This window comes from Pseudacidovorax intermedius (assembly GCF_003350475.1).
In the GTDB taxonomy this organism is placed as follows: Bacteria; Pseudomonadota; Gammaproteobacteria; order Burkholderiales; family Burkholderiaceae_C; genus Xenophilus; species Xenophilus intermedius.
In genome coordinates, this window is sequence record NZ_QQAV01000001.1 from 381201 (window position 1) to 399102 (window position 17902).

Annotated in this window: 17 protein-coding genes; 8 read left to right on the plus strand and 9 right to left on the minus strand. The window is 70.4% G+C overall.

Going from position 1 to position 17902, the window contains the following annotated elements:
- Positions 1 to 4 precede the first annotated feature (4 nt).
- Genes DFR41_RS01580 through DFR41_RS01595 form a run of 4 tightly spaced genes read left to right on the plus strand, consistent with a single transcriptional unit; the run spans position 5 to position 3886 of the window.
- Positions 5 to 1051: an ABC transporter substrate-binding protein gene (locus DFR41_RS01580; protein WP_017761330.1), complete on the plus strand. Its 1047-nt coding sequence runs from the start codon at positions 5 to 7 to the stop codon at positions 1049 to 1051.
- Complete coding sequence (locus tag DFR41_RS01585) at positions 1048 to 2175, plus strand: ABC transporter ATP-binding protein (RefSeq protein ID WP_244917616.1); 1128 nt, start codon at positions 1048 to 1050, stop codon at positions 2173 to 2175. The genes DFR41_RS01580 and DFR41_RS01585 overlap by 4 nt, the downstream gene beginning before the upstream one ends.
- Positions 2172 to 3077 carry an ABC transporter permease gene (locus DFR41_RS01590; protein WP_017758875.1) on the plus strand — a complete coding sequence of 302 codons (906 nt, stop codon included), beginning with the start codon at positions 2172 to 2174 and terminating at the stop codon, positions 3075 to 3077. The genes DFR41_RS01585 and DFR41_RS01590 overlap by 4 nt, the downstream gene beginning before the upstream one ends.
- Positions 3074 to 3886 (plus strand): ABC transporter permease, encoded by an 813-nt coding sequence (locus DFR41_RS01595; RefSeq protein ID WP_211322535.1) that lies wholly within the window; start codon positions 3074 to 3076, stop codon positions 3884 to 3886. The genes DFR41_RS01590 and DFR41_RS01595 overlap by 4 nt, the downstream gene beginning before the upstream one ends.
- 26 nt (positions 3887 to 3912) lie before the next feature.
- Here DFR41_RS01595 and DFR41_RS01600 read toward each other — a convergent pair whose 3' ends face one another.
- Entirely contained in the window at positions 3913 to 4716 is an 804-nt protein-coding gene (locus DFR41_RS01600) for a Rossmann-fold NAD(P)-binding domain-containing protein (protein WP_114801448.1), read from the minus strand.
- A 102-nt stretch (positions 4717 to 4818) separates the two neighbouring features.
- Here DFR41_RS01600 and DFR41_RS01605 point away from each other — a divergent pair, with 102 nt between their 5' ends.
- The 3 genes from DFR41_RS01605 (at position 4819) to DFR41_RS01615 (ending at position 7035) form a co-directional block, all read left to right on the plus strand.
- Entirely contained in the window at positions 4819 to 5409 is a 591-nt protein-coding gene (locus DFR41_RS01605) for a LemA family protein (protein ID WP_017760168.1), read from the plus strand.
- Positions 5410 to 5515: 106 nt separating this feature from the next.
- Positions 5516 to 6481, plus strand: a complete 966-nt coding sequence (locus DFR41_RS01610; RefSeq protein WP_425326676.1) for a TPM domain-containing protein — start codon at positions 5516 to 5518, stop codon at positions 6479 to 6481.
- Positions 6482 to 6486: 5 nt separating this feature from the next.
- Positions 6487 to 7035: a TPM domain-containing protein gene (locus DFR41_RS01615; RefSeq protein ID WP_114802145.1), complete on the plus strand. Its 549-nt coding sequence runs from the start codon at positions 6487 to 6489 to the stop codon at positions 7033 to 7035.
- Between the two features lie 964 nt (positions 7036 to 7999).
- On the opposite strand, the gene DFR41_RS01620 is transcribed toward DFR41_RS01615, so the two are convergent.
- The 8 genes from DFR41_RS01620 to argS form a co-directional block, all read right to left on the minus strand.
- Entirely contained in the window at positions 8000 to 8473 is a 474-nt protein-coding gene (locus DFR41_RS01620) for a PIN domain-containing protein (protein ID WP_017758352.1), read from the minus strand.
- Between the two features lie 31 nt (positions 8474 to 8504).
- Positions 8505 to 9776, minus strand: coding sequence for a THUMP domain-containing class I SAM-dependent RNA methyltransferase (locus DFR41_RS01625; protein WP_114802146.1), 1272 nt, complete (start codon positions 9774 to 9776; stop codon positions 8505 to 8507).
- Between the two features lie 99 nt (positions 9777 to 9875).
- Positions 9876 to 11468, minus strand: a complete 1593-nt coding sequence (locus tag DFR41_RS01630; RefSeq protein WP_114801450.1) for an RNA polymerase factor sigma-54 — start codon at positions 11466 to 11468, stop codon at positions 9876 to 9878.
- 82 nt (positions 11469 to 11550) lie between these two features.
- A complete protein-coding gene (gene lptB / locus DFR41_RS01635) occupies positions 11551 to 12327 on the minus strand; it encodes an LPS export ABC transporter ATP-binding protein (RefSeq protein ID WP_114801451.1) in 777 nt (258 codons plus the stop codon).
- Positions 12324 to 12995, minus strand: a complete 672-nt coding sequence (gene lptA, locus DFR41_RS01640) for a lipopolysaccharide transport periplasmic protein LptA (protein WP_114801452.1) — start codon at positions 12993 to 12995, stop codon at positions 12324 to 12326. Before lptA ends, lptB begins: the two co-directional genes overlap by 4 nt.
- Positions 12996 to 13167: 172 nt before the next feature.
- Entirely contained in the window at positions 13168 to 13815 is a 648-nt protein-coding gene (locus DFR41_RS01645; protein ID WP_017759091.1) for a thiol:disulfide interchange protein DsbA/DsbL, read from the minus strand.
- Between the two features lie 93 nt (positions 13816 to 13908).
- On the minus strand, positions 13909 to 14613 hold the full coding sequence (locus DFR41_RS01650) for an SPOR domain-containing protein (RefSeq protein ID WP_114801453.1): 705 nt from the start codon (positions 14611 to 14613) through the stop codon (positions 13909 to 13911).
- Positions 14614 to 14669: 56 nt separating this feature from the next.
- Complete coding sequence (gene argS, locus DFR41_RS01655; protein ID WP_114801454.1) at positions 14670 to 16370, minus strand: arginine--tRNA ligase; 1701 nt, start codon at positions 16368 to 16370, stop codon at positions 14670 to 14672.
- A 77-nt stretch (positions 16371 to 16447) separates the two neighbouring features.
- On the opposite strand from argS, the gene DFR41_RS01660 reads away from it, so the two are divergent.
- Complete coding sequence (locus DFR41_RS01660; RefSeq protein WP_114801455.1) at positions 16448 to 17734, plus strand: EAL and HDOD domain-containing protein; 1287 nt, start codon at positions 16448 to 16450, stop codon at positions 17732 to 17734.
- Positions 17735 to 17902 lie beyond the last annotated feature (168 nt).

The following is a 17902-nucleotide window of genomic DNA, read 5'->3' on the forward strand; positions in this document are numbered from 1 at the left end:
TGTCATGACCTTTCCGATCAACCGCCGCGACCTGCTGGCCCGCAGCCTGGGCACCGCCGCCGCACTCGGCCTGCCCGCCTTCCCCTCCCTCGCGGCTGCGCCGCTGGTGATCAACACCTACGGTGGCCGCTGGGAAAAGTTCTGGCGCACCGACCTGATGCCGGCCTTCGAGAAGATCAGCGGCGTCAAGCCCACGCTGGACGTGGGCCTGGGCAAGAACTTCATCGCCAACCTGCGCGCCGCCGGCATCGAGAAGCCGCCCTACAGCGTTCTGATGGTCAACGAGAACATCGCCAGCGTGGTGCGCGGCGAGGGCTACTTCGAGCCCATCCCCGCCGCCAAGGTGCCCAACCTGGCCCATGTCTACCCCAACATGCGCAACCCGGGCGACAACGGCGTGCGCGGCATCGTCTCGACCATCGGCATCGGCTACCGCAAGGACCTGGTCAAGACGCCGCCCAAGTCCTGGGCCGATCTCTGGAGCAACCCCGAGTTCAAGGGCAAGATCGGCCTCTACCAGATCGGCAACACGGCGGCCATGCTGTTCCTCTTGATGACCGCCAAGATCTACGGCGGCTCGCAGGACGCCATCGACCGCGCCTTCGTCGAGATCAAGAAGCTGCTGCCCTTCCAGCAGGCCGACTGGAGCGGCACGCTGTCGACCATGCTCACGCGCGGCGACGTCACCGTGGCGGTGATCGACTTCCCCGAGATCGTGGCGCTCAAGAAGAAGGGCGTGCCGGTCGAGATGGTGGTGCCCAGCGAAGGCGTGGTGGCCTTCGAGCAGTCCTTCAACATCCTCAAGCACGCGCCCGACAAGGAAGCCGCCTACCAGTACCTCAACTTCATCCTGCGGCCCGAGGTGCAGGAGTCGATGGCCAAGGAGTTCTTCACCTCGCCCACCAACACGCAGGTGAAGCTGGAGCCGGCGCTGGCCGCCGACGTGCCGATCAGCGGCAAGGCCATGTCCTCCATCGTGCAGTTCGACTGGGCGAAGGTGAATCCGCAGCTGCCGGCGATCACGGATCGCTGGAACCGGGAAATCAAGTGAGCGCAGTCCTGTCCGCGCCGCCCGAGGCCGCGATGCCCACGGTCCGCACGGCCGGCCGGCGCACCACGCGGCTGTCCATCGAGGGGCTGCACAAGCGCTATGCCGGCCATGTGGCCATCCATTCGCTGGACCTGTCCACCCGCGAGGGTGAGTTCATCTCCGTGCTGGGCCCGAGCGGCTGCGGCAAGACCACCACGCTGCGCTGCGTGGCCGGCTTCGAGCATCCGGCGGCCGGCCGCATCTTCATCGACGGCGAGGACATCACCGGCCTGCCGCCCGAGAAGCGCGACATCGGCATGGTGTTCCAGAACTACGCGCTCTTTCCGCACCTCACGGTACGGCGCAACCTGGCCTTCGGCCTGGAGATGCGCGGCGTGCCGCGCGCCGAGATCGAACGCCGGGTCGAAGCCGTGCTGGGCATGGTGCAGCTGGGCGCACTGGCCGAACGCTATCCGCGCCAGCTCTCCGGCGGGCAGCAGCAGCGCGTGGCGCTGGCACGGGCGCTGGTGATCGAGCCGCGCCTGCTGCTGCTGGACGAACCGCTGGCCAACCTGGACGCGGTGCTGCGCGAGGACATGCGGGTGTTCATCCGCGACCTGCAGCGGCGCGTGGGCATCACCACGCTCTATGTGACGCACGACCAGGCCGAGGCGATGGTCATGTCCGACCGCGTGGCCGTCATGCTGGGCGGCCAACTGCAGCAGTTCGACGTGCCCGAGGCCATCTACCTGCGGCCCCTCAGCGTGGAAGTGGCCCGTTTCATCGGCCGCTCCAACCTCATCGAAGGCCGCGTGCGCGCCATCGTCCCCGGACCTGGGCCGCGGCCGGTGCATGCGGTCGACACCGCACTGGGCCCCGTCGAAGCCGCCTTCCATGAGGCCCTGGAGCCCGGCCAGGCCGTGCAGGTGACGCTGAGGCCCGAGGCCATCCACTTCCGCGCCGACGGCCCCTATGCGGGCCGTGTGGCACGCAGCTACTTCCTGGGCAGCACGGTCGAGCATGTGGTGGAGGCCGCCGGCGGCCAGACCCTGCTGGTGCAGACGCCGCCCGGCGGACGCATGCCCGAAGGCGCGCACTGCGGCCTGGCCTTCGAGCCCGGGCATGCCTGGGTCATTCCGGGATGAGCGCGTCCACGCTGGCCGCGCCTGCTGCGGCCCCCCTCACGACGGCGACGACGCCGCCGCGCAGCCGCGCCATCTGGCTCATCGCCCCGGCGCTGGTGCTGCTGGGCGTGTTCCTGCTGCTGCCCTACCTGAACATCGTGCTGATGAGCCTGCGCCCGCCGGCCGTCGGCGCACCCTACGGCGCCGGGCTGACGCTGGGCAACTACACCCGCGCGCTGACCGACGGCTACCTGCTCGGTGTGCTGGCCGACACGCTGCTGCTGGGCCTGACGGTGACGCCGATCTGCCTGCTACTGGGCTATCCCGTCGCCTTCCACCTCGCGCGTACGCGTTCGCGCTGGGCCGGCCTGCTGTACGTGCTGGTGCTCTCGCCGCTACTGGTGGGCGTGGTGGTGCGCAGCTTCGGATGGCTGATCCTGCTGTCGGGCAACGGCGTGATCAACCGCGCGCTGATCGACCTGGGCTGGATCGACAGCGGCCTGCAACTGATGAACAACCGCCTGGGCGTGACCATCGCGCTGGTGCATGTGTTCCTGCCCTTCATGATCCTGCCGCTGGTGGGCGTGATCCAGAGCATCGACCCGAGCCTGGAGGCCGCGGCGCGCTCGCTGGGCGCCTCGCGGCTCAAGGCCTTCCTGCGGGTGTCGCTGCCGCTGTCGTGGCCCGGCATCCAGGCTGGCACGGTGCTGGTGTTCGTGCTCACGCTCAGCGCCTATGTCACGCCGGTGATGCTGGGCGGGGCGCAGGTCAAGACGGTGTCGGTGCTGGTGGTACAGAGCCTGATCGACAACTTCCAGTGGCCGGCGGGCGCCGCTCAGGCGCTGGTGCTCACGGCCTGCGGCATGCTCGCCGTGGCCGCCTACGCGCGGCTGACGCGCCGCCTTTCGAGGGGTCTGGCATGAACGGATCGATGGTGGCCGACCGCGCGATGGACACGCTGCTGCGCGTCTTCATCGGCGCGGTGTATGCCTTCCTGCTGCTGCCGATCGTGGTGATCGTGCTCATGTCGCTCAACGCGGGCGAGTTCCTCACCTTTCCGCCGCAGGGACTGTCGCTGCGCTGGTTCGGCGCGTTGTTCGCCAACGAGGGCTTCATGCGGGCCATGGGCACTTCACTCGCCCTGGCGGCGGCTGCCACGGTGGGGGCCACGCTGATCGGCACCAGCGCGGCGCTGTACGTGGTGCGCCATGCCACGCGCACGCGCGAGGCGCTGCGCCTGCTGCTCATGATGCCGCTGATGCTGCCGGAGATCCTCACCGCGATCGCGCTGCTGTTCTTCCTGTACGCGACGGGCATCGGCACGCGCACGGTGTTCGGGCTGGTGGTGGGCCATGTGCTGGTGACGCTGCCCTACGTCTTCACCAACGTGGCCTCGGCGCTCTACAACCAGGACGGCTCGCTGGAGCAGGCAGCGCGCAGCCTGGGCGCCTCGCCCGCGCGGGCCTTCGCGCGCGTGACGCTGCCGCTCATCAAGCCGGGCCTGATCACCGGCGCGCTGTTCGCCTTCGTGATCTCCTTCGATCTGTTCAACATGTCGCTGCTGCTCAAGGGCGTGGGCATGACCACGCTGCCGCTGCAGCTCTTCGACTACCTGCGCTGGGACTTCGACCCGACGGCCGCAGCGGTGTCCACGGTGAGCATCGTGCTGACGCTGGCGGCGGTGGTGTGGATCGACCGCAGCGTGGGTCTGCGCACGCTGCGCTTCGGCTGAGGGGCCGGTCGGTCGGCCTCGCCCGACTACGGCGACTTCCAGGCATCGCGCGCCGGCCGCGGCGCGTCGCTGCCATCGGGCGCCTCGCCCAGCAACCAGCGGGCGGCGACCGCGCGCGCGTCCTGCTGCGAAGCGGCCCACACCACCTCGGGCGCAGCCACGTGCACGCCCGGGGGTGCGATGCGCAGCGCCTCGTCCAGCAGCTCGGCCACCTTGATGGCGCGCACCGGCCGGTCGGTGGCCGGCACCATGAAGCGCAGGCTCGACAGCATCCAGTGCGCCAGGCCGGGGAGCAGGCCGCGCACCAAGTCCGTCGGCTTGCGCGCGGCGCGGAACAGCAGCAGCCGCTCGAAGCCGAGTCCGGCCAGCGCATGCTCGTCGAGGTTGGCCAGGCCGCGCTTGAGCGCATCGGGCAGACGGCCCGCGTCGTGCGGCTGCACCACGGCCAGCGTGTGTGCACCGCAGGCGCGCAGCCAGGTGGCGATGGCCAGCAGCTGCGCGGGGTCGGCCGCCCACAGCGCGCGCTCGCGCCCGTGGTGCAGCCGCGGCGGATCGAAGGCGACGATGCCGATGTCCACCGGCAGGCGAGGCCATTCGGCGGGCGGCCGGTCGCCCGGCACCACCACCGGCTGGATGCCGCGCAGCCCCTCGCGCAAGGGCTGGCCGGCCAGCACGCCCACGCGGGCGTAGCCGCCCCCGCCACCGAGGCGATGGACCAGCTCCGCCCCCAGCAGGCCGGTGGCGCCGGCGATCAGCAGGCTCTGGAGGGCAGGCGGACGCGCCATCGGCCGACTGGCGGCCTGCAGGGCTTGGAGGGGGTCGAGGGCCATCGGCCTATGCTACTGTCGCCGCTCCACGGGGGTGCGCGGCGCACGGCGCTTCCTTGCCGTCCGCCCAGCCGCACCGCCGTCCATGCTTTTCAAGGAGGTTCGATGACCCGTTGGCTTTGCGCCCTTCTTCTTGCCGCCACCACCCTGCTTTCGGGCTGCGGCTACAACGACTTCCAGCGCCTGGACGAAGCCAGCAAGGCCGCCTGGAGCGAGGTGCTCAACCAGTACCAGCGCCGCGCCGACCTGGTGCCCAACATCGTGGCCTCGGTCAAGGGCGAGGCCAACTTCGAGCAGGAGACGCTCACGCGCGTGGTCGAGGCCCGGGCCAAGGCCACCTCGATCCAGGTCACGCCCGAGACGCTGAACAACCCCGAGGCCTTCAACAAGTTCCAGCAGGCGCAGGGCGAGCTCTCCAGCGCCCTGTCGCGGCTGATGGTGGTGGCCGAGCGCTACCCGCAGCTGCAGGCCAACCAGGGCTTCCGCGACCTGCGCGTGACGCTGGAGGGCACCGAGAACCGCATCACCGTGGCCCGCAACCGCTACATCCAGACGGTGGAGGACTACAACGTGCTGGCCCGCAGCTTCCCGACCAACCTGACGGCCAAGGTCTTCAGCTACGCGCCCAAGCCCAACTTCAGCGTGCAGAACGAGGCGGAGATCTCCAAGCCGCCGGTGGTCGATTTCAAGAAGTAGGCCCACCCCAGAGATGGGCACACCCCCAGTCTTCGCGCACTTCGTGTCGCTCCGCCAACCCCCTTCGAGGGGGCAACACCGGCGGCCCGGCAGAGCCGGTTCCGCGGTGTTCCCCGCCTTCGCTGCGCCCCTGGGGCGCGGTGCGGTCTGGCGTGTCCTCTCGGCCGTACTGGCCGTGCTGTGCCTGAGCATCGCTCTCGTGGCGACGGTTTGGGCGCAGGGCCTGCTGCCGGTGCCCGCGCTCACGGCACGCGTGATCGACGAGACGGGCACGCTCAGCGCCGCAGAGATGCAGTCGCTGGACGCCAAGCTCGCACAGTTCGAGCAGCGCAAGGGCTCGCAGATCGTGGTGCTGATGGTGCCGGCCACGGCGCCCGAGGACATCGCGGCCTATGCCAACCGCGTGGCCAATGCCTGGAAGATCGGCCGCCGCGAGGTGGGCGACGGCGTGCTCGTGATCGTGGCCAAGGACGAGCGCCGCATGCGCATCGAGGTGGCCAAGACGCTGGAAGGCGCGGTGCCCGATCTGGCGGCGGCACGCATCGTCGACCAGCAGATGAAGCCGGCCTTCCGCAATGGCGACTTCGCCGGCGGCCTGGAGGCCGCCGCCGATGCGCTGATTGCGCGCATCGAGAACGAGGCCCTGCCTCTCCCGATGCCCCAGTCGCACACGGTGCACAAGCAAGGCCTGCTGGACGTCGACTGGGAGGACCTGGCGGTCTTTGTCTTCTTCGGCGTGGTGCTGGGCGGCCCGCTCCTGCGCAGCCTGCTGGGCAACAAGCTGGGGCCGCTGGCCACCGGCGGGCTGGCTGGCGTGGCGGTGTTCATCGTCACCACCAGCTTGGTGGTGACCGCGCTGGCGACGCTCGCCGCACTGGTGCTCGCCTTCGTGTCGGGCCACCGCGCTGGCCCCGGCCTTGGCGGCCACGGCGGCTCCAGCGGCGGCTGGTCGGGCGGTTGGTCCGGTGGTGGAGGTGGAGGCGGCGGCTGGAGCAGCGGCAGTTCCGGCGGCGGCTTCAGCTCGGGCGGTGGTGGCGATTTCGGCGGCGGCGGCGCCTCGGGAGACTGGTGATGACGATGAACCGATCCCCCGCAGGCCGCCCGGGCCTGATCGCCCGTGTCGCGCGCCTGTGGCGCCACCGCTGGCACGACGAGCACGACGTTCGGCGCCTGCTGCCGCCCGAGGCCGTGGAGCGCCTGGGCCGACGCGTGGCGGCCAGCGAGGCGCGCCACACGGGCCAGGTGCGCATCTGCATCGAGGCCGGCCTGCCCTGGAGCTACATCCGCCGCAGCGCCAGTGCCCGCGACCGCGCCGTCACGCTGTTCGGCAAGCTGCGGGTGTGGGACACGGCGCAGAACAACGGCGTGCTCATCTACCTGCTGGTGGCCGACCACGCCATCGAGATCCTGGCCGATCGGGGCATCGACGCGCATGTGGACGCGGCCGAGTGGGCCGCCATGACGCAGCGCATGAAGGGCGCCTTCCGCGAAGGCCGCTTCGAGGACGGGCTGACGCAGGCGCTGGAAGAGGTCTCGGCGCTGCTGGTGGCGCACTTTCCGGCCGAGGGCGGGACCGAGGCGCCGCGGCGCGTGAACGAGTTGCCGGATTTGCCGGTGCTGCTCTGAGCTCAGTGGCTCGAGAGCTTGACAGCGTCGGGTAGCACCGGCGGTACTTGCGGCTGGGGTAATGGGGGATCGGCGGGATCGGCGGGATCGGCGGGATCGGCGGCATCGGCGGCATCGGCGGCATCGGCGGCATCGGCGGCATCGGCGACTGGGACGGTAACCCGGCAGAGGACGCCGGCATGCGCGCTCCCGGTGCACGCTCGCGCTGACCGGCTTGCCTCACCAGACGGGTGCTCGCTCTCCACCGACGCGCCTTGCGCACTGCACGGCGCCGCGAATGGCACCTCCGCACGCACACCGGCGCCCTCCGCCTCAACGCTGCGCCCGAGCCCTCCCGTTGTTCGGGCCTTTGCATTCTTTGGGCCCCTGTCCTTCGAGTCCTTTGGCTCCTGGGGTCCCGGGGTCCTGGCGTCCTGGAGTCCTGGGCTCGTGGCTCGTGGCTCGTGGCTCGTGGGGTGCTGGGGTCTGGGGGTCCTAGGGGTCCTGGGGTCTGGAGGTAATGCCGGCCAGTGAACCCCACCCGTTCGGGCTGAGCTGTCGAAGCCTGGCCCCTATGGGCAACACACGGGCGGGTCAAGCATTGCCGGGCACATGTGCCGCGCGCCGTTCTGCCCTTCGCCAAGCGTAGGGCGAACGGAATTGGGACCCCGGCGTCCGAACCTGGCCGTTCGGGCGCAGCGTTGAGGCGGAGGGTGCCGGTGTGCGTACGGAGGTGCCATTCGCGGCGCCGTGCAGTGCAGAAGGCGCGTCGGTGGAGAGCGAGCACCCGTCTGGTGAGGCAAGCCGGTCAGCGCGAGCGTGCACCGGGAGCGCGCATGCCGGCGCCCTCTGCCGGGTTAGCACCCCGATCTCAGGTGCGTCCGCACAACCTGCACGCCCACACCCCACAAGACCCACACATTTGATGCACCCCATGCAGCGCCGCAGCCAGCGCAGCGACTCAGCGACTCAGCGACTCAGCGACTCAGGGCCAGAGTTCCACGCCCAGCCCCGCCAGCCGCTTGCGCATCGCCCGCACGGCCTTGTCCTTGCTCAGCAACCGCGCCCGGTGCGCCACGGCCAGGTCGATGAACACCTGGTCGTCCGGGTCGGCGCAAGTGAAGGGCGCCTTCGCCGCGGACGGCTGCACCTGCGCATGCCGATCGAAGCAGGCCAGCACGTCCTCCACCGACAGGCCGTAGTAGGTCCGCCGAGGCGCGATCTGCGGATAGTCCAGCACGCGGGCCAGCTCGACACGCATCGAGGCCGTCGCCAGCCACCGGTGCTGACCGGCTTCCAGCGCCACACGCAGCGGCTTGGCGGCCGCATCGTCGAAGACGAAGAGGTCGAGCACGATGTTGGTGTCGATGACCACCGAGGTCACGTCGGGCTGGGCAGCGGCATCCACCTCGGCCCCGCCCGCGGCCGACGAGGCCTGCTCACCCATGTCCGCCGCCATGCGGCTCACCGCGAGCTTCCCTGACGCGGCGTCATGCCGCCGGCGCCGTGCGCGCCGAACCCGCCACCATGTCGAAGCGCAGCAGCCGGCATTCGATGGGCCCGTTCCACATCGGCACGCGGCGCGACTCCTTCAGACGCATGCGCTGCGGCAGCTTCATGTCGGGCGTGAGCACCCAGGCCGTCCAGCCGGCGAAGTTGCGCTTCCAGTGCGTGGCCAGTTGCGGGAAGAAATCGTCGCCGCCGTCGGCGCCCGATTCGGTCTGCGCCACCTCGCGCCCACCCTGGCCCCGCCGCCCTGCATTGGAACCGGCCACGCCGCCCACGGCGATGCGCTCGCCGTACGGCGGGTTGAGCAGGATCACGCCGCCGCCCTCGACCGGGGGCATGCGCTGCAGCGCGTCGCCGCCGCGCAGTTGCAGCCGGTCGGTCACGCCAGCGCGCTCGGCGTTGCGCTGCGCGAAGTCGACCATGCGGTGCGACACGTCGCTGCCGAAGACGCGCACCGGGCCCGCCGGTCGCGCGTCGGCCTGCGCCAGCGCCTCCTCGCGCATCGCGCGCCAGAGCTCGGCGCGGTGCAGCAGCAGCGCCTCGAAACCGAAGCGCCGCGACGCACCTGCAGGCACGCCCGCGGCCAGCAGCGCCGCCTCGATGGGGATGGTGCCGCTGCCGCAGCAGGGGTCGTACAGCGGCTGATCGGAGACGGCACCCGTCTCCGGGTCCCACCAGCCGCTGGCGGCCAGCATGGCGGCGGCCAGGGTCTCCTTGAGCGGGGCATCGCCCTTGTCCACGCGCCAGCCGCGTTTGAACAGCGGCTCGCCGCTGGTGTCGATGTAGAGCGTCACGTCCTCGGCCGTCAGGTGGGCGAAGACGCGCACATCGGGAAAGCGCGTCTCTACGCTGGGCCGCACGCCGCCCGCGCGGGCACGGAAGCGGTCGGCGATGGCGTCCTTGATCTTGAGCGTGGCGAAGTTGAGGCTCTGGAGGGGGCTGCCCTGCGCCGTGAGCTCGACCTTGAAGGTCTGCCGCGGCTGGAACCACATCTCCCAGGCGATGCCCGAGGCGGCCTCGTACAGGTCGGCCTCGTTGCGGTACGGCCGGTGCGCCAGCTGCACCAGCACCCGCTGCGCCAGCCGACTCTTCAGGTTGAGGGCCTGCACGTCGCGCCAGGCGCCCATCACCCGCACGCCCGCGCGCAGCACGCGCAGGTCGTCGCCACTGCGGCCGGTGATGGCATGCACCTCCGCAGCCAGGAGGTCTTCCACGCCAGCGGCGCAGGGCAGGAAAAGGATCAGTTCGTTCACGGCTTCGTCGTCCGAAAAAATGAGGTGGCCGGCCACCGCGATTCGCCGGCACGCCGATCGGAACCCCGGCCCGCGTGCAGGCCAGGAACAAGGCGGCTCCTAGAGCGCCTTGCGCAGATTGGCCGGCGCGATGCGCAGCGCCTCGCGGTACTTGGCCACCGTGCGGCGGGCGCATTCGATGCCCTGCTCCTTGAGCATGTCCGAGATCTGGCTGTCCGACAGCGGCTTCTTGACGTTCTCCGAGCCCACGAACTGCTTGATCAGCGCCCGCACTGCGGTGCTGGAGGCGTTGCCGCCCGTCTCGGTGCCCAGGGCCGAGCCGAAGAAGTACTTCAGCTCCACCGTGCCGAAGGGTGTGGACATGTACTTGGCAGTGGTCACCCGGCTGATCGTGGACTCGTGCAGGCCCAGCTCGTCGGCGATCTCGCGCAGCACCAGCGGGCGCATGGCCAGCTCGCCGTGGATGAAGAAGTTCTTCTGCCGCTCGACGATGGCGTTGGACACGCGCAGGATCGTGTCGAAGCGCTGCTGGATGTTCTTGATGAACCAGCGCGCCTCCTGCAGCCGCTGGCTCAGGGCCTGGCTGCCCTCGCCCTTGTGCGACTTGAGCGCGCCGGCATAGATGTCGTGCACGCGCAGCCGCGGCATCACGTCGGGGTTGAGCTGCACGCGGAACTTGATGTTGCCGCCCCGCCCGCTGCGGGTGACGATGACGTCGGGCACGATCACGTGCCGCTCCACATCGACGAAGCGCCGACCGGGCTTGGGCTCCAGCCGCGCAATCAGCTGAGAGGCTTGGCGCACCAGGTCTTCGCTGCTGCGGGTGAGCACGGCCAGGCGCTTGAAGTCGCGCTTGGCCAGCAGGTCCATGGGCTGCTTGCAGATGGCCAGGGCGACCTTGCGGACCTGGTCTTCCTCGTCGCTGTCGTCCTCGTCGGCGCCGGCACGCAGCTGGATGGCCAGGCATTCGCCCAGGTCGCGCGCGCCCACGCCCAGCGGGTCCAGGCTCTGCAGCAGGCCCAGCGCCACCTGGAAGTGGTGCACCAGCTCGTCGAACTCGTCGTTGTCGTCGCCGGCCAGGGCGGAGGCCAGGGCCGGGAGCGAATCCTCGAGGTAGCCGTCGTCGTTGAGCGATTCGATCAGGAAGCGAAGCGCGGCCGAATCCTCGGGCGCCAGGCGCAGCGACAGCGCCTGGCGGTGCAGGTGCGCCTGCAGCGACTCCTGGCTGCGCGCCAGCTCGGTGGCGTCGGCACGCTCGTCGTCGTCCTGGCTGCTGCTGTTGTTGCGCGCGGGCGCGTCGCCACCCCATTCGCTGTCGTCGGGCGAGAACTCCACCGTGCCGTCGCCGTCCCAGTCGGGTTCGGCGTCGAAGCTGTCGGTGGCGGGCGCATCGGCCTCGGCCACGGCGGTGTCGCTGGTGCTGCTCGACGTGCTGCTGGCGCTGGCCGTGGCGGCGTAGTCGGTGCCGTCCTCGCGCTCGTCGCGAGGCACGGGGGCGTCGGCCGCCTCCAGGCCGAACTCCTCGCGCGGCGCCTCTTCGGCCAGGCGCTCCAGGAAGGGGTTGTCGTCGAGCATCTGCTCGACCTCCTGGCTCAGCTCCAGCGTCGAGAGCTGCAGCAGCCGGATCGACTGCTGCAGCTGCGGCGTAAGCGCCAGATGCTGCGAGACGCGCAGCGACAGGCCCTGCTTCATGGACGGCCTCCCACGGGGTGCGCGGCCACGGGCAGGACGGGAGGAGCGCCGGAAGGACGGAACGCGGAAACAGGCACCCTGGCTACATCCGGAAGTGTTCGCCCAGGTACACGCGGCGCACCTCGGCGTTGTCGACGATCTCGGAGGGCGTGCCCTGCGCCAGCACCTGGCCGTCGCTGATGATGAAGGCGTGGTCGCAGATGCCCAGCGTCTCGCGCACGTTGTGGTCGGTGATCAGCACGCCGATGCCGCGCTCCTTGAGGAAGCTGATGATCCGCTGGATCTCGATCACGGCGATGGGGTCGATGCCGGCGAAGGGCTCGTCCAGCAGGATGAAGCGCGGCTGCGTGGCCAGCGCGCGGGCGATCTCCACCCGGCGCCGCTCGCCGCCCGACAGGGCCAGGGCCGGCGAGTCGCGCAGATGGTCGACACGCAGGTCGGCCAGCAGTTCGGACAGACGCTGCTCGATGCGGTCGCGCGAGAGGGGCGCCATGCGGCCGCGGGCATCGGCTTCTTCCTGCAGTTCGAGCACGGCGCGCACGTTCTCCTGCACCGTCAGCTTGCGGAAGATCGAGGCCTCCTGCGGCAGGTACGACAGGCCCATGCGCGCGCGGCGGTGGATGGGCATGTGCTCCACGGCCTCGCCGTCGATGCTGATCTGGCCGGCATCGGCCCGCACCAGGCCCACGATCATGTAGAAGGACGTGGTCTTGCCCGCGCCGTTGGGGCCCAGCAGGCCGACGACCTCGCCCTTCTGCACGTCGAGCGAGACGTTCTTGACCACCTTGCGGCTGCCGTAGCTCTTCTGCAGGCCACGCGCCTGCAGCCGGCTGCCGCCGGCCGGCGCCGCGACGCTCACCGGCTGCCCCCGTTCTGGCCCGACAGCGAGCCGCTCTGGCGCAGCGGCGCGCCGGTGCGCGGGCCGGGCGCCGGCACCTGCGTGGGCTCGGTGCTGCGCGGCGACAGGATGGCCCGCACGCGACCGCCCGGCTGCGGGGTGCCGCCCGGCGGCGGCGGGGCGCCGTTGACGGTGAAGGTGTCGTTGGTCTGGTTGTAGGTGATCAGCGGGCCGGAGGTCTCGTCGGTGACGGTGGTGCCGGTCAGCCGGCGCATGACGGCGCGACGGATGAACTTGACGGTGTCGGCGCGGCCGTCGTACTCGATGACCTCGCCCTCGCCCTCGATCCACTCGTCGTTGCCGCCATCGCGGCGCTGCTTGAAGTAGCCGCGCTGGCCCGGGTCGGCGGTGACCACGCCGTACTGGTAGCCCTCCGGGTCCTGCCGGACCTCGACGCGGGTGCCGCGGATGAGCAGCGTGCCCTTGGTGACCACCACCCGACCCGTGAAGATGCTGGTCTGCTTCAGGTCGTCGTAGCGCAGCGAGTCGGCCTCGATGTTCATCGGCTGGTTGCGGTCGGCCTTCTCGGCCTGGGCCGCGGCGGCCAGGCCCAGCGCGGCCACGAGGACCATGGCACGGCCGAGGCGGCGCCAGGGAAGGGAGATCGTGGAGTGCGAGGGATGGGTCATAAAGGCACGGAACTTGCTCTTGATTGTAGGCCCGGCTTTGTCTCAAACCGGCGGCCGCGGTGAATGTCCCGCGCTTGCATTCCGGTAGCGCGCACCGTCGGCAGGGCGCGCGGCACACCCGCAATGAAAAGGCCCGCCGAAGCGGGCCGGGGCGCTGGGGCGGGGCGTCGGCTCAGGCCTTGCGCGATTCGGCCGCCAGGGCCTCCACGATCTGCAGGGCGCGGTCGAGCGAACCGGCCAGGTCGCCGTCCACATAGTAGCGGCCGGCCACCCCGAAGGCGGGCACGCCGGCCACCTGGTAGGCCTCGGTCATCTGGCTGGCACGCTTGGCCTTGCCGGCGACGCCGAAGGACTTGAAGGTTTCCTCGAACTTCTTGGCGTCCAGGCCAGGCTGCTTGCCGGCCCACTCGATCACGGCGGCGTCGCCGAAGATGCGTTGGCGGTCGACGTGGATGGCCTGGAAGATCTTCATCTGGAACTCGTCGACCTTGCCCATGGCCTCGAGCGTGTAGTAGAGCTTCTGCTTGGTCTCGACGTCGTTGCCCACGAAGGGCACCGGGATGCGGCGGAAGGCCACGTAGGGCTGCAGCTTCTTGATCCAGGGTTCGAGCTTGGGCTCGAAGGCAGCGCAGTGCGGGCAGTTGTACGAGAAGAACTCGGCCACCTCGACCTTGCCGGCCGGCGCATCGACCGGGGCCGGCTTGCCCAGCGTCACGTAGTCCTTGCCGGCCTTGAAGGCGGAGGCGGGGGTCTGGGCATGGGCCGCCAGGGGGGCCAGCGTCACGGCCGCGGCGGCCAGCGAAAAGTCACGACGTTTCAAGCGATTTCTCCAACAGGGATGCAGACACAGAGCACGTCGGGCGGCAGCGAGTTCCGGCGATCTGCCGCGCCCGACGGCAACAGGGCAAGGCGCTCAGCGCTGGACGCGCACCAGGGCGGCGTCGAAGCCGGCGCCGTCCAGTCGTTCCTTCAGCCGGTCGGCGTCGTCCTTCTTGCTGTACGGACCCGCGCGCACCCGGAAGACGGGACGGCCGGCCTGCTCGCGCTCGGTGACGCGCACCTCCACGCCCATCAGCGACAGCTTGGCGCGCTGGGATTCAGCGTCGTCGCTGGTGCGGAAGGCACCCGCCTGCACGAAGTACACAAAAGGATCGGAGCCCGCATCGCCGCCGCTGGCGGGCAGGCCGGCGCGGGCGCGGGCCAGATCGCCCAGCGGATCGGCCGAGGCCGGCGGCTTGGCGGCGGTCGCGGGGGTGCGCGGCATGGCCGGCGTGACAGCCGTCGGCGGCGTGGCGGTCGACGGCGGGGTGCCCGGCTGGGCCGCGATGGCGGGTACCGGCGGCGCATTGGTCACCGGCGGCGCGATGCCACCCGCAGGCGCGCCCGGCGCGGCCGGCGGCTTGGGCTGCTGCTTGCCGTACAGGGGCGAGTTCGGGTCCCAGTCGCGGTTCTTGCGGGCCTCGGCCTCGTCCTGGTCGGTGGCCCGCGGCTGGGTCTTGGTCATGAACGGGATCGGCACCTTGGTGACGTACACCGCTACGCCCAGCGCCACGCCCAGGCCGAGCACGAGCCCGACGATAAGGCCGATGGCGAAATTGCCCTGTTGTCTGGATCTCATGGATTGCCTTGCTGCTGCAGCGCCACCGGCGCGCCGGGGTGGGATTGTGCGGGCTCTCACATCTTGCGCGGCGCGCTGACGCCGAGCACGGCCAGGCCGTTGGCCAGCACCTGCGCACACGCGGCCACCAGCGCCAGGCGGGCGCGCTTGGTGGGCACGTCGTCCACCAGGATGCGCTCGGCGTCGTAATAGCTGTGGTACGCCGCGGCCAGTTCGCGCAGGTAGAAGGTGACGTCGTGCGGCGCGAAGTCGCGCGCGGCGGCGGCCAACATCTCGGGGTATTTGGCCAGCAGCAGCATCAGCGGCTGGGCGGCCTCGGTGGCCAGGGGTGCGAGGTCGGTGCCCTTGAGGGCGGCGGCGTCCACGCCTTCCTTGTCCAGCACCGAGCAGATGCGCGCATGGGCGTACTGCACGTAGAAGACGGGGTTGTCGTTGTTCTGGGCCACGGCCAGGTCGACATCGAAGGTGTATTCGGTGTCGGGCTTGCGGCTGAGCAGGAAGAAGCGCACGGCGTCGGTGCTGGTCCATTCGATCAGGTCGCGCAGCGTCACGTAGCTGCCGGCGCGCTTGCTGATCTTGACCTCCTGGCCGCCGCGCACCACGCGCACCATGGTGTGCAGCACGTAGTCGGGGTAGCCCTCGGGAATGCCGACGTTGGCCGCCTGCAGGCCGGCACGCACCCGGGCGATGGTGCCGTGGTGGTCGGTGCCCTGGATGTTGACCACCTTGTGGAAGCCGCGCTCCCACTTGGCGATGTGATACGCGACGTCGGGCACGAAGTAGGTGTATGTGCCGTCTTTCTTGCGCATGACCCGGTCCTTGTCGTCGCCGTAGTCGGTGGAGCGCAGCCACAGGGCGCCGTCCTGCTCGTAGGTCTTGCCGGCCTCGATCAGCTTGTTCACCGTCGCCTCGACCCGGCCGCTGGTGTACAGGCTGGACTCCAGGTAGTACTGGTCGAAGCGCAGCTTGAAGGCCTGCAGGTCCTTGTCCTGCTCGTTGCGCAGGTAGGCGACGGCGAACTGCCGGATGTTCTCGGCGTCGTCGACGTCGCCGTTGGCCGTGAACTCGCGATCGTCGGCGCGGACGGTCTTCTTCGCCAGGAAGTCGTCGGCGATGTCCTGGATGTAGTCGCCGTTGTAGAAGGCCTTGCTGGCGGGGTTGTCAGGATCGGTGGGCCAGCAGTCGTCGCCCGGCTTGAAGCCCTTGGCGCGCAGCTGCGTGCTCTTGGTCAGCGTCTCGATCTGAACGCCCGCGTCGTTGTAATAGAACTCGCGGTGCACGGCCTGGCCCTGCGTCGTCAGCAGGTTGCAGATGGCGTCGCCCAGCGCGGCCTGGCGGCCGTGGCCCACGTGCAGCGGGCCGGTGGGGTTGGCCGAGACGAATTCGACCAGCACCTTCTCGTCCGGGCGCACCGGCTGGCTGCCGAAGCCGGCGCTGGCGTCGAGCACCTCGTGCACCACCTGCTGCTTGGCCGCCGGCTTGAGGCGGATGTTGAGGAACCCGGGGCCGGCGATCTCGATGGCATCGACCCAGCGCGCGTACGCGGGCGTGTCCAGCAGCGCATTGCGCAGCTCTTCGCCGAGCTGGCGAGGGTTCTTCTTGAGGGGTTTGGCCAGTTGCATGGCCGCGGTGCAGGCCAGGTCGCCATGCGCGGCGACTTTGGGGGATTCGAAGGCCGCCCGGCTGCCGGCGCCCGGCTCGAACTGCTCGAGCACCTGGGCCAGCGCCGCCAGAAGGTCCTGTTTGACGGTAAGCATCAAAGGATTTTAGGCGGGCGTGCCAGGCCGCCCCGGGCGCAAACGCTTACGATCCTTTAAGAAAAATTCACTAAAAGATGCGCCACGACGCCGCGGAGGCCCTCTACATCGGCCGCCAGCCCATCCTGGGACGGGACCAGCAACTGCACGCCTATGAACTGCTGTTCCGCAGTGGCCATGCCGCGGGTGCCCAGGTGCTCGACGGCGCCCAGGCCACGGCCACGGTGATCGTCAACGCCTTTGCCGAACTGGGCATGGCCCATGCCCTGGACGGTCATCCCGCCTATATCAACGTCGACACCCAATTGCTCTTCAGCGACGTGCTGGAGCTGCTGCCCCGCCAGGCGGTGGTGCTGGAGATCCTGGAGTCGGTCCCCGCCACGCCAGCCGTGCTGCAGCGCTGCCTGCACCTGCGCGAGGCGGGCTTCGCGCTGGCGCTGGACGACGTGGTGGACTTCGATGCCCGCACGGCCGCCCTGCTGCCGCTGGCGCGCGTGGTCAAGGTCGACCTGCTGCTCCTCGCCGCGGATGCCGTGGCTCCGCTGGTGCGGCGCCTCCGCGCGGCGGCACCGGCGGTCCTGCTGCTGGCCGAGAAGGTGGAGCGGCGCGAGCAGTTCGACGCCTGCCTGGCGCTGGGCTTCTCGCTCTTCCAGGGCTACCACTTCGCACGGCCGACGATCATCGCCGGCCGCCGCCTGGGTCATTCGCAGCACACGCTGATCCGGCTGATGGGTCAGCTGGGCGCCGATGCCGACAGCGGTGCGCTGGAGGAAACGCTCAAGCCCGAGCCCGGCCTGACCATGAACCTGCTGCGCATGGCCAACGCCGCAGGCGCCGGGACCACGCGCGCGGTCACCTCGCTGCGCGACGTGATCCAGGTGCTGGGCCGACGCCACCTGCAGCGCTGGGTGCAACTGCTGCTGTTTGCCGCCGATGCCCGGGGTGGCACGGCCAGCCCCCTGCTGCTGATGGCCGCCACCCGCGGCCGGCTCATGGAATCGGCGGCCCAGTTGCTGCGTCCGCGCGATGCGGGCCTGGCAGATGGTGCCTTCATGGTGGGGATGATGTCGCTCATGCCCGCCGTGGTGGGGCTGGCCATGGAAGACATCCTCGGCCCGCTGCGGCTGGCCCCGGCCATCGACCGGGCCCTGCGCGACGGCGCCGGGCTGCTGGGCGAGTTGCTGGCCCTGGCGCAGGCCAGCGAAAGCGGCAACCTGCAAGGGCTGGCCCAGGCCCTGCAGGCCCACCCCGACCTCTCGCCGGCCCTGTTCAACCAGGCCCAGGCCGAGGCCCTGGAATGGGCGCACGCCATCGGCCGCGGAACGGCACCGGCCGGCGCAGGCGGATCGACCGGCGCGGGCTGACCCGGCGGCACGTCAGGCCGCTCGCCGCGCCGCGCCGCGCTCCGCATCGCCTCGCCTCGCCTCGCGCTGGTGCGATTGCAAACTTTCGTTTCATCGTTCGTCGTCATCGCAACCTTTGTGAACCGCGTTGCATGAAAGCCTGGCGCCGCCGGGCCGGCGCCCGAGCGG

Bases quoted from the DNA above. Each gene is read 5' to 3' on its own strand.
- DFR41_RS01580 (WP_017761330.1), top strand. From the start codon at position 5: ATGACCTTTCCGATCAACCGCCGCGACCTGCTGGCCCGCAGCCTGGGC.
- DFR41_RS01590 (WP_017758875.1), top strand. From the start codon at position 2,172: ATGAGCGCGTCCACGCTGGCCGCGCCTGCTGCGGCCCCCCTCACGACG.
- DFR41_RS01595 (WP_211322535.1), top strand. From the start codon at position 3,074: ATGAACGGATCGATGGTGGCCGACCGCGCGATGGACACGCTGCTGCGC.
- DFR41_RS01600 (WP_114801448.1), bottom strand. From the start codon at position 4,716: ATGGCCCTCGACCCCCTCCAAGCCCTGCAGGCCGCCAGTCGGCCGATG.
- DFR41_RS01605 (WP_017760168.1), top strand. From the start codon at position 4,819: ATGACCCGTTGGCTTTGCGCCCTTCTTCTTGCCGCCACCACCCTGCTT.
- DFR41_RS01615 (WP_114802145.1), top strand. From the start codon at position 6,487: ATGAACCGATCCCCCGCAGGCCGCCCGGGCCTGATCGCCCGTGTCGCG.
- DFR41_RS01620 (WP_017758352.1), bottom strand. From the start codon at position 8,473: ATGGCGGCGGACATGGGTGAGCAGGCCTCGTCGGCCGCGGGCGGGGCC.
- DFR41_RS01630 (WP_114801450.1), bottom strand. From the start codon at position 11,468: ATGAAGCAGGGCCTGTCGCTGCGCGTCTCGCAGCATCTGGCGCTTACG.
- lptA (WP_114801452.1), bottom strand. From the start codon at position 12,995: ATGACCCATCCCTCGCACTCCACGATCTCCCTTCCCTGGCGCCGCCTC.
- DFR41_RS01650 (WP_114801453.1), bottom strand. From the start codon at position 14,613: ATGAGATCCAGACAACAGGGCAATTTCGCCATCGGCCTTATCGTCGGG.
- argS (WP_114801454.1), bottom strand. From the start codon at position 16,370: ATGCTTACCGTCAAACAGGACCTTCTGGCGGCGCTGGCCCAGGTGCTC.
- DFR41_RS01660 (WP_114801455.1), top strand. From the start codon at position 16,448: ATGCGCCACGACGCCGCGGAGGCCCTCTACATCGGCCGCCAGCCCATC.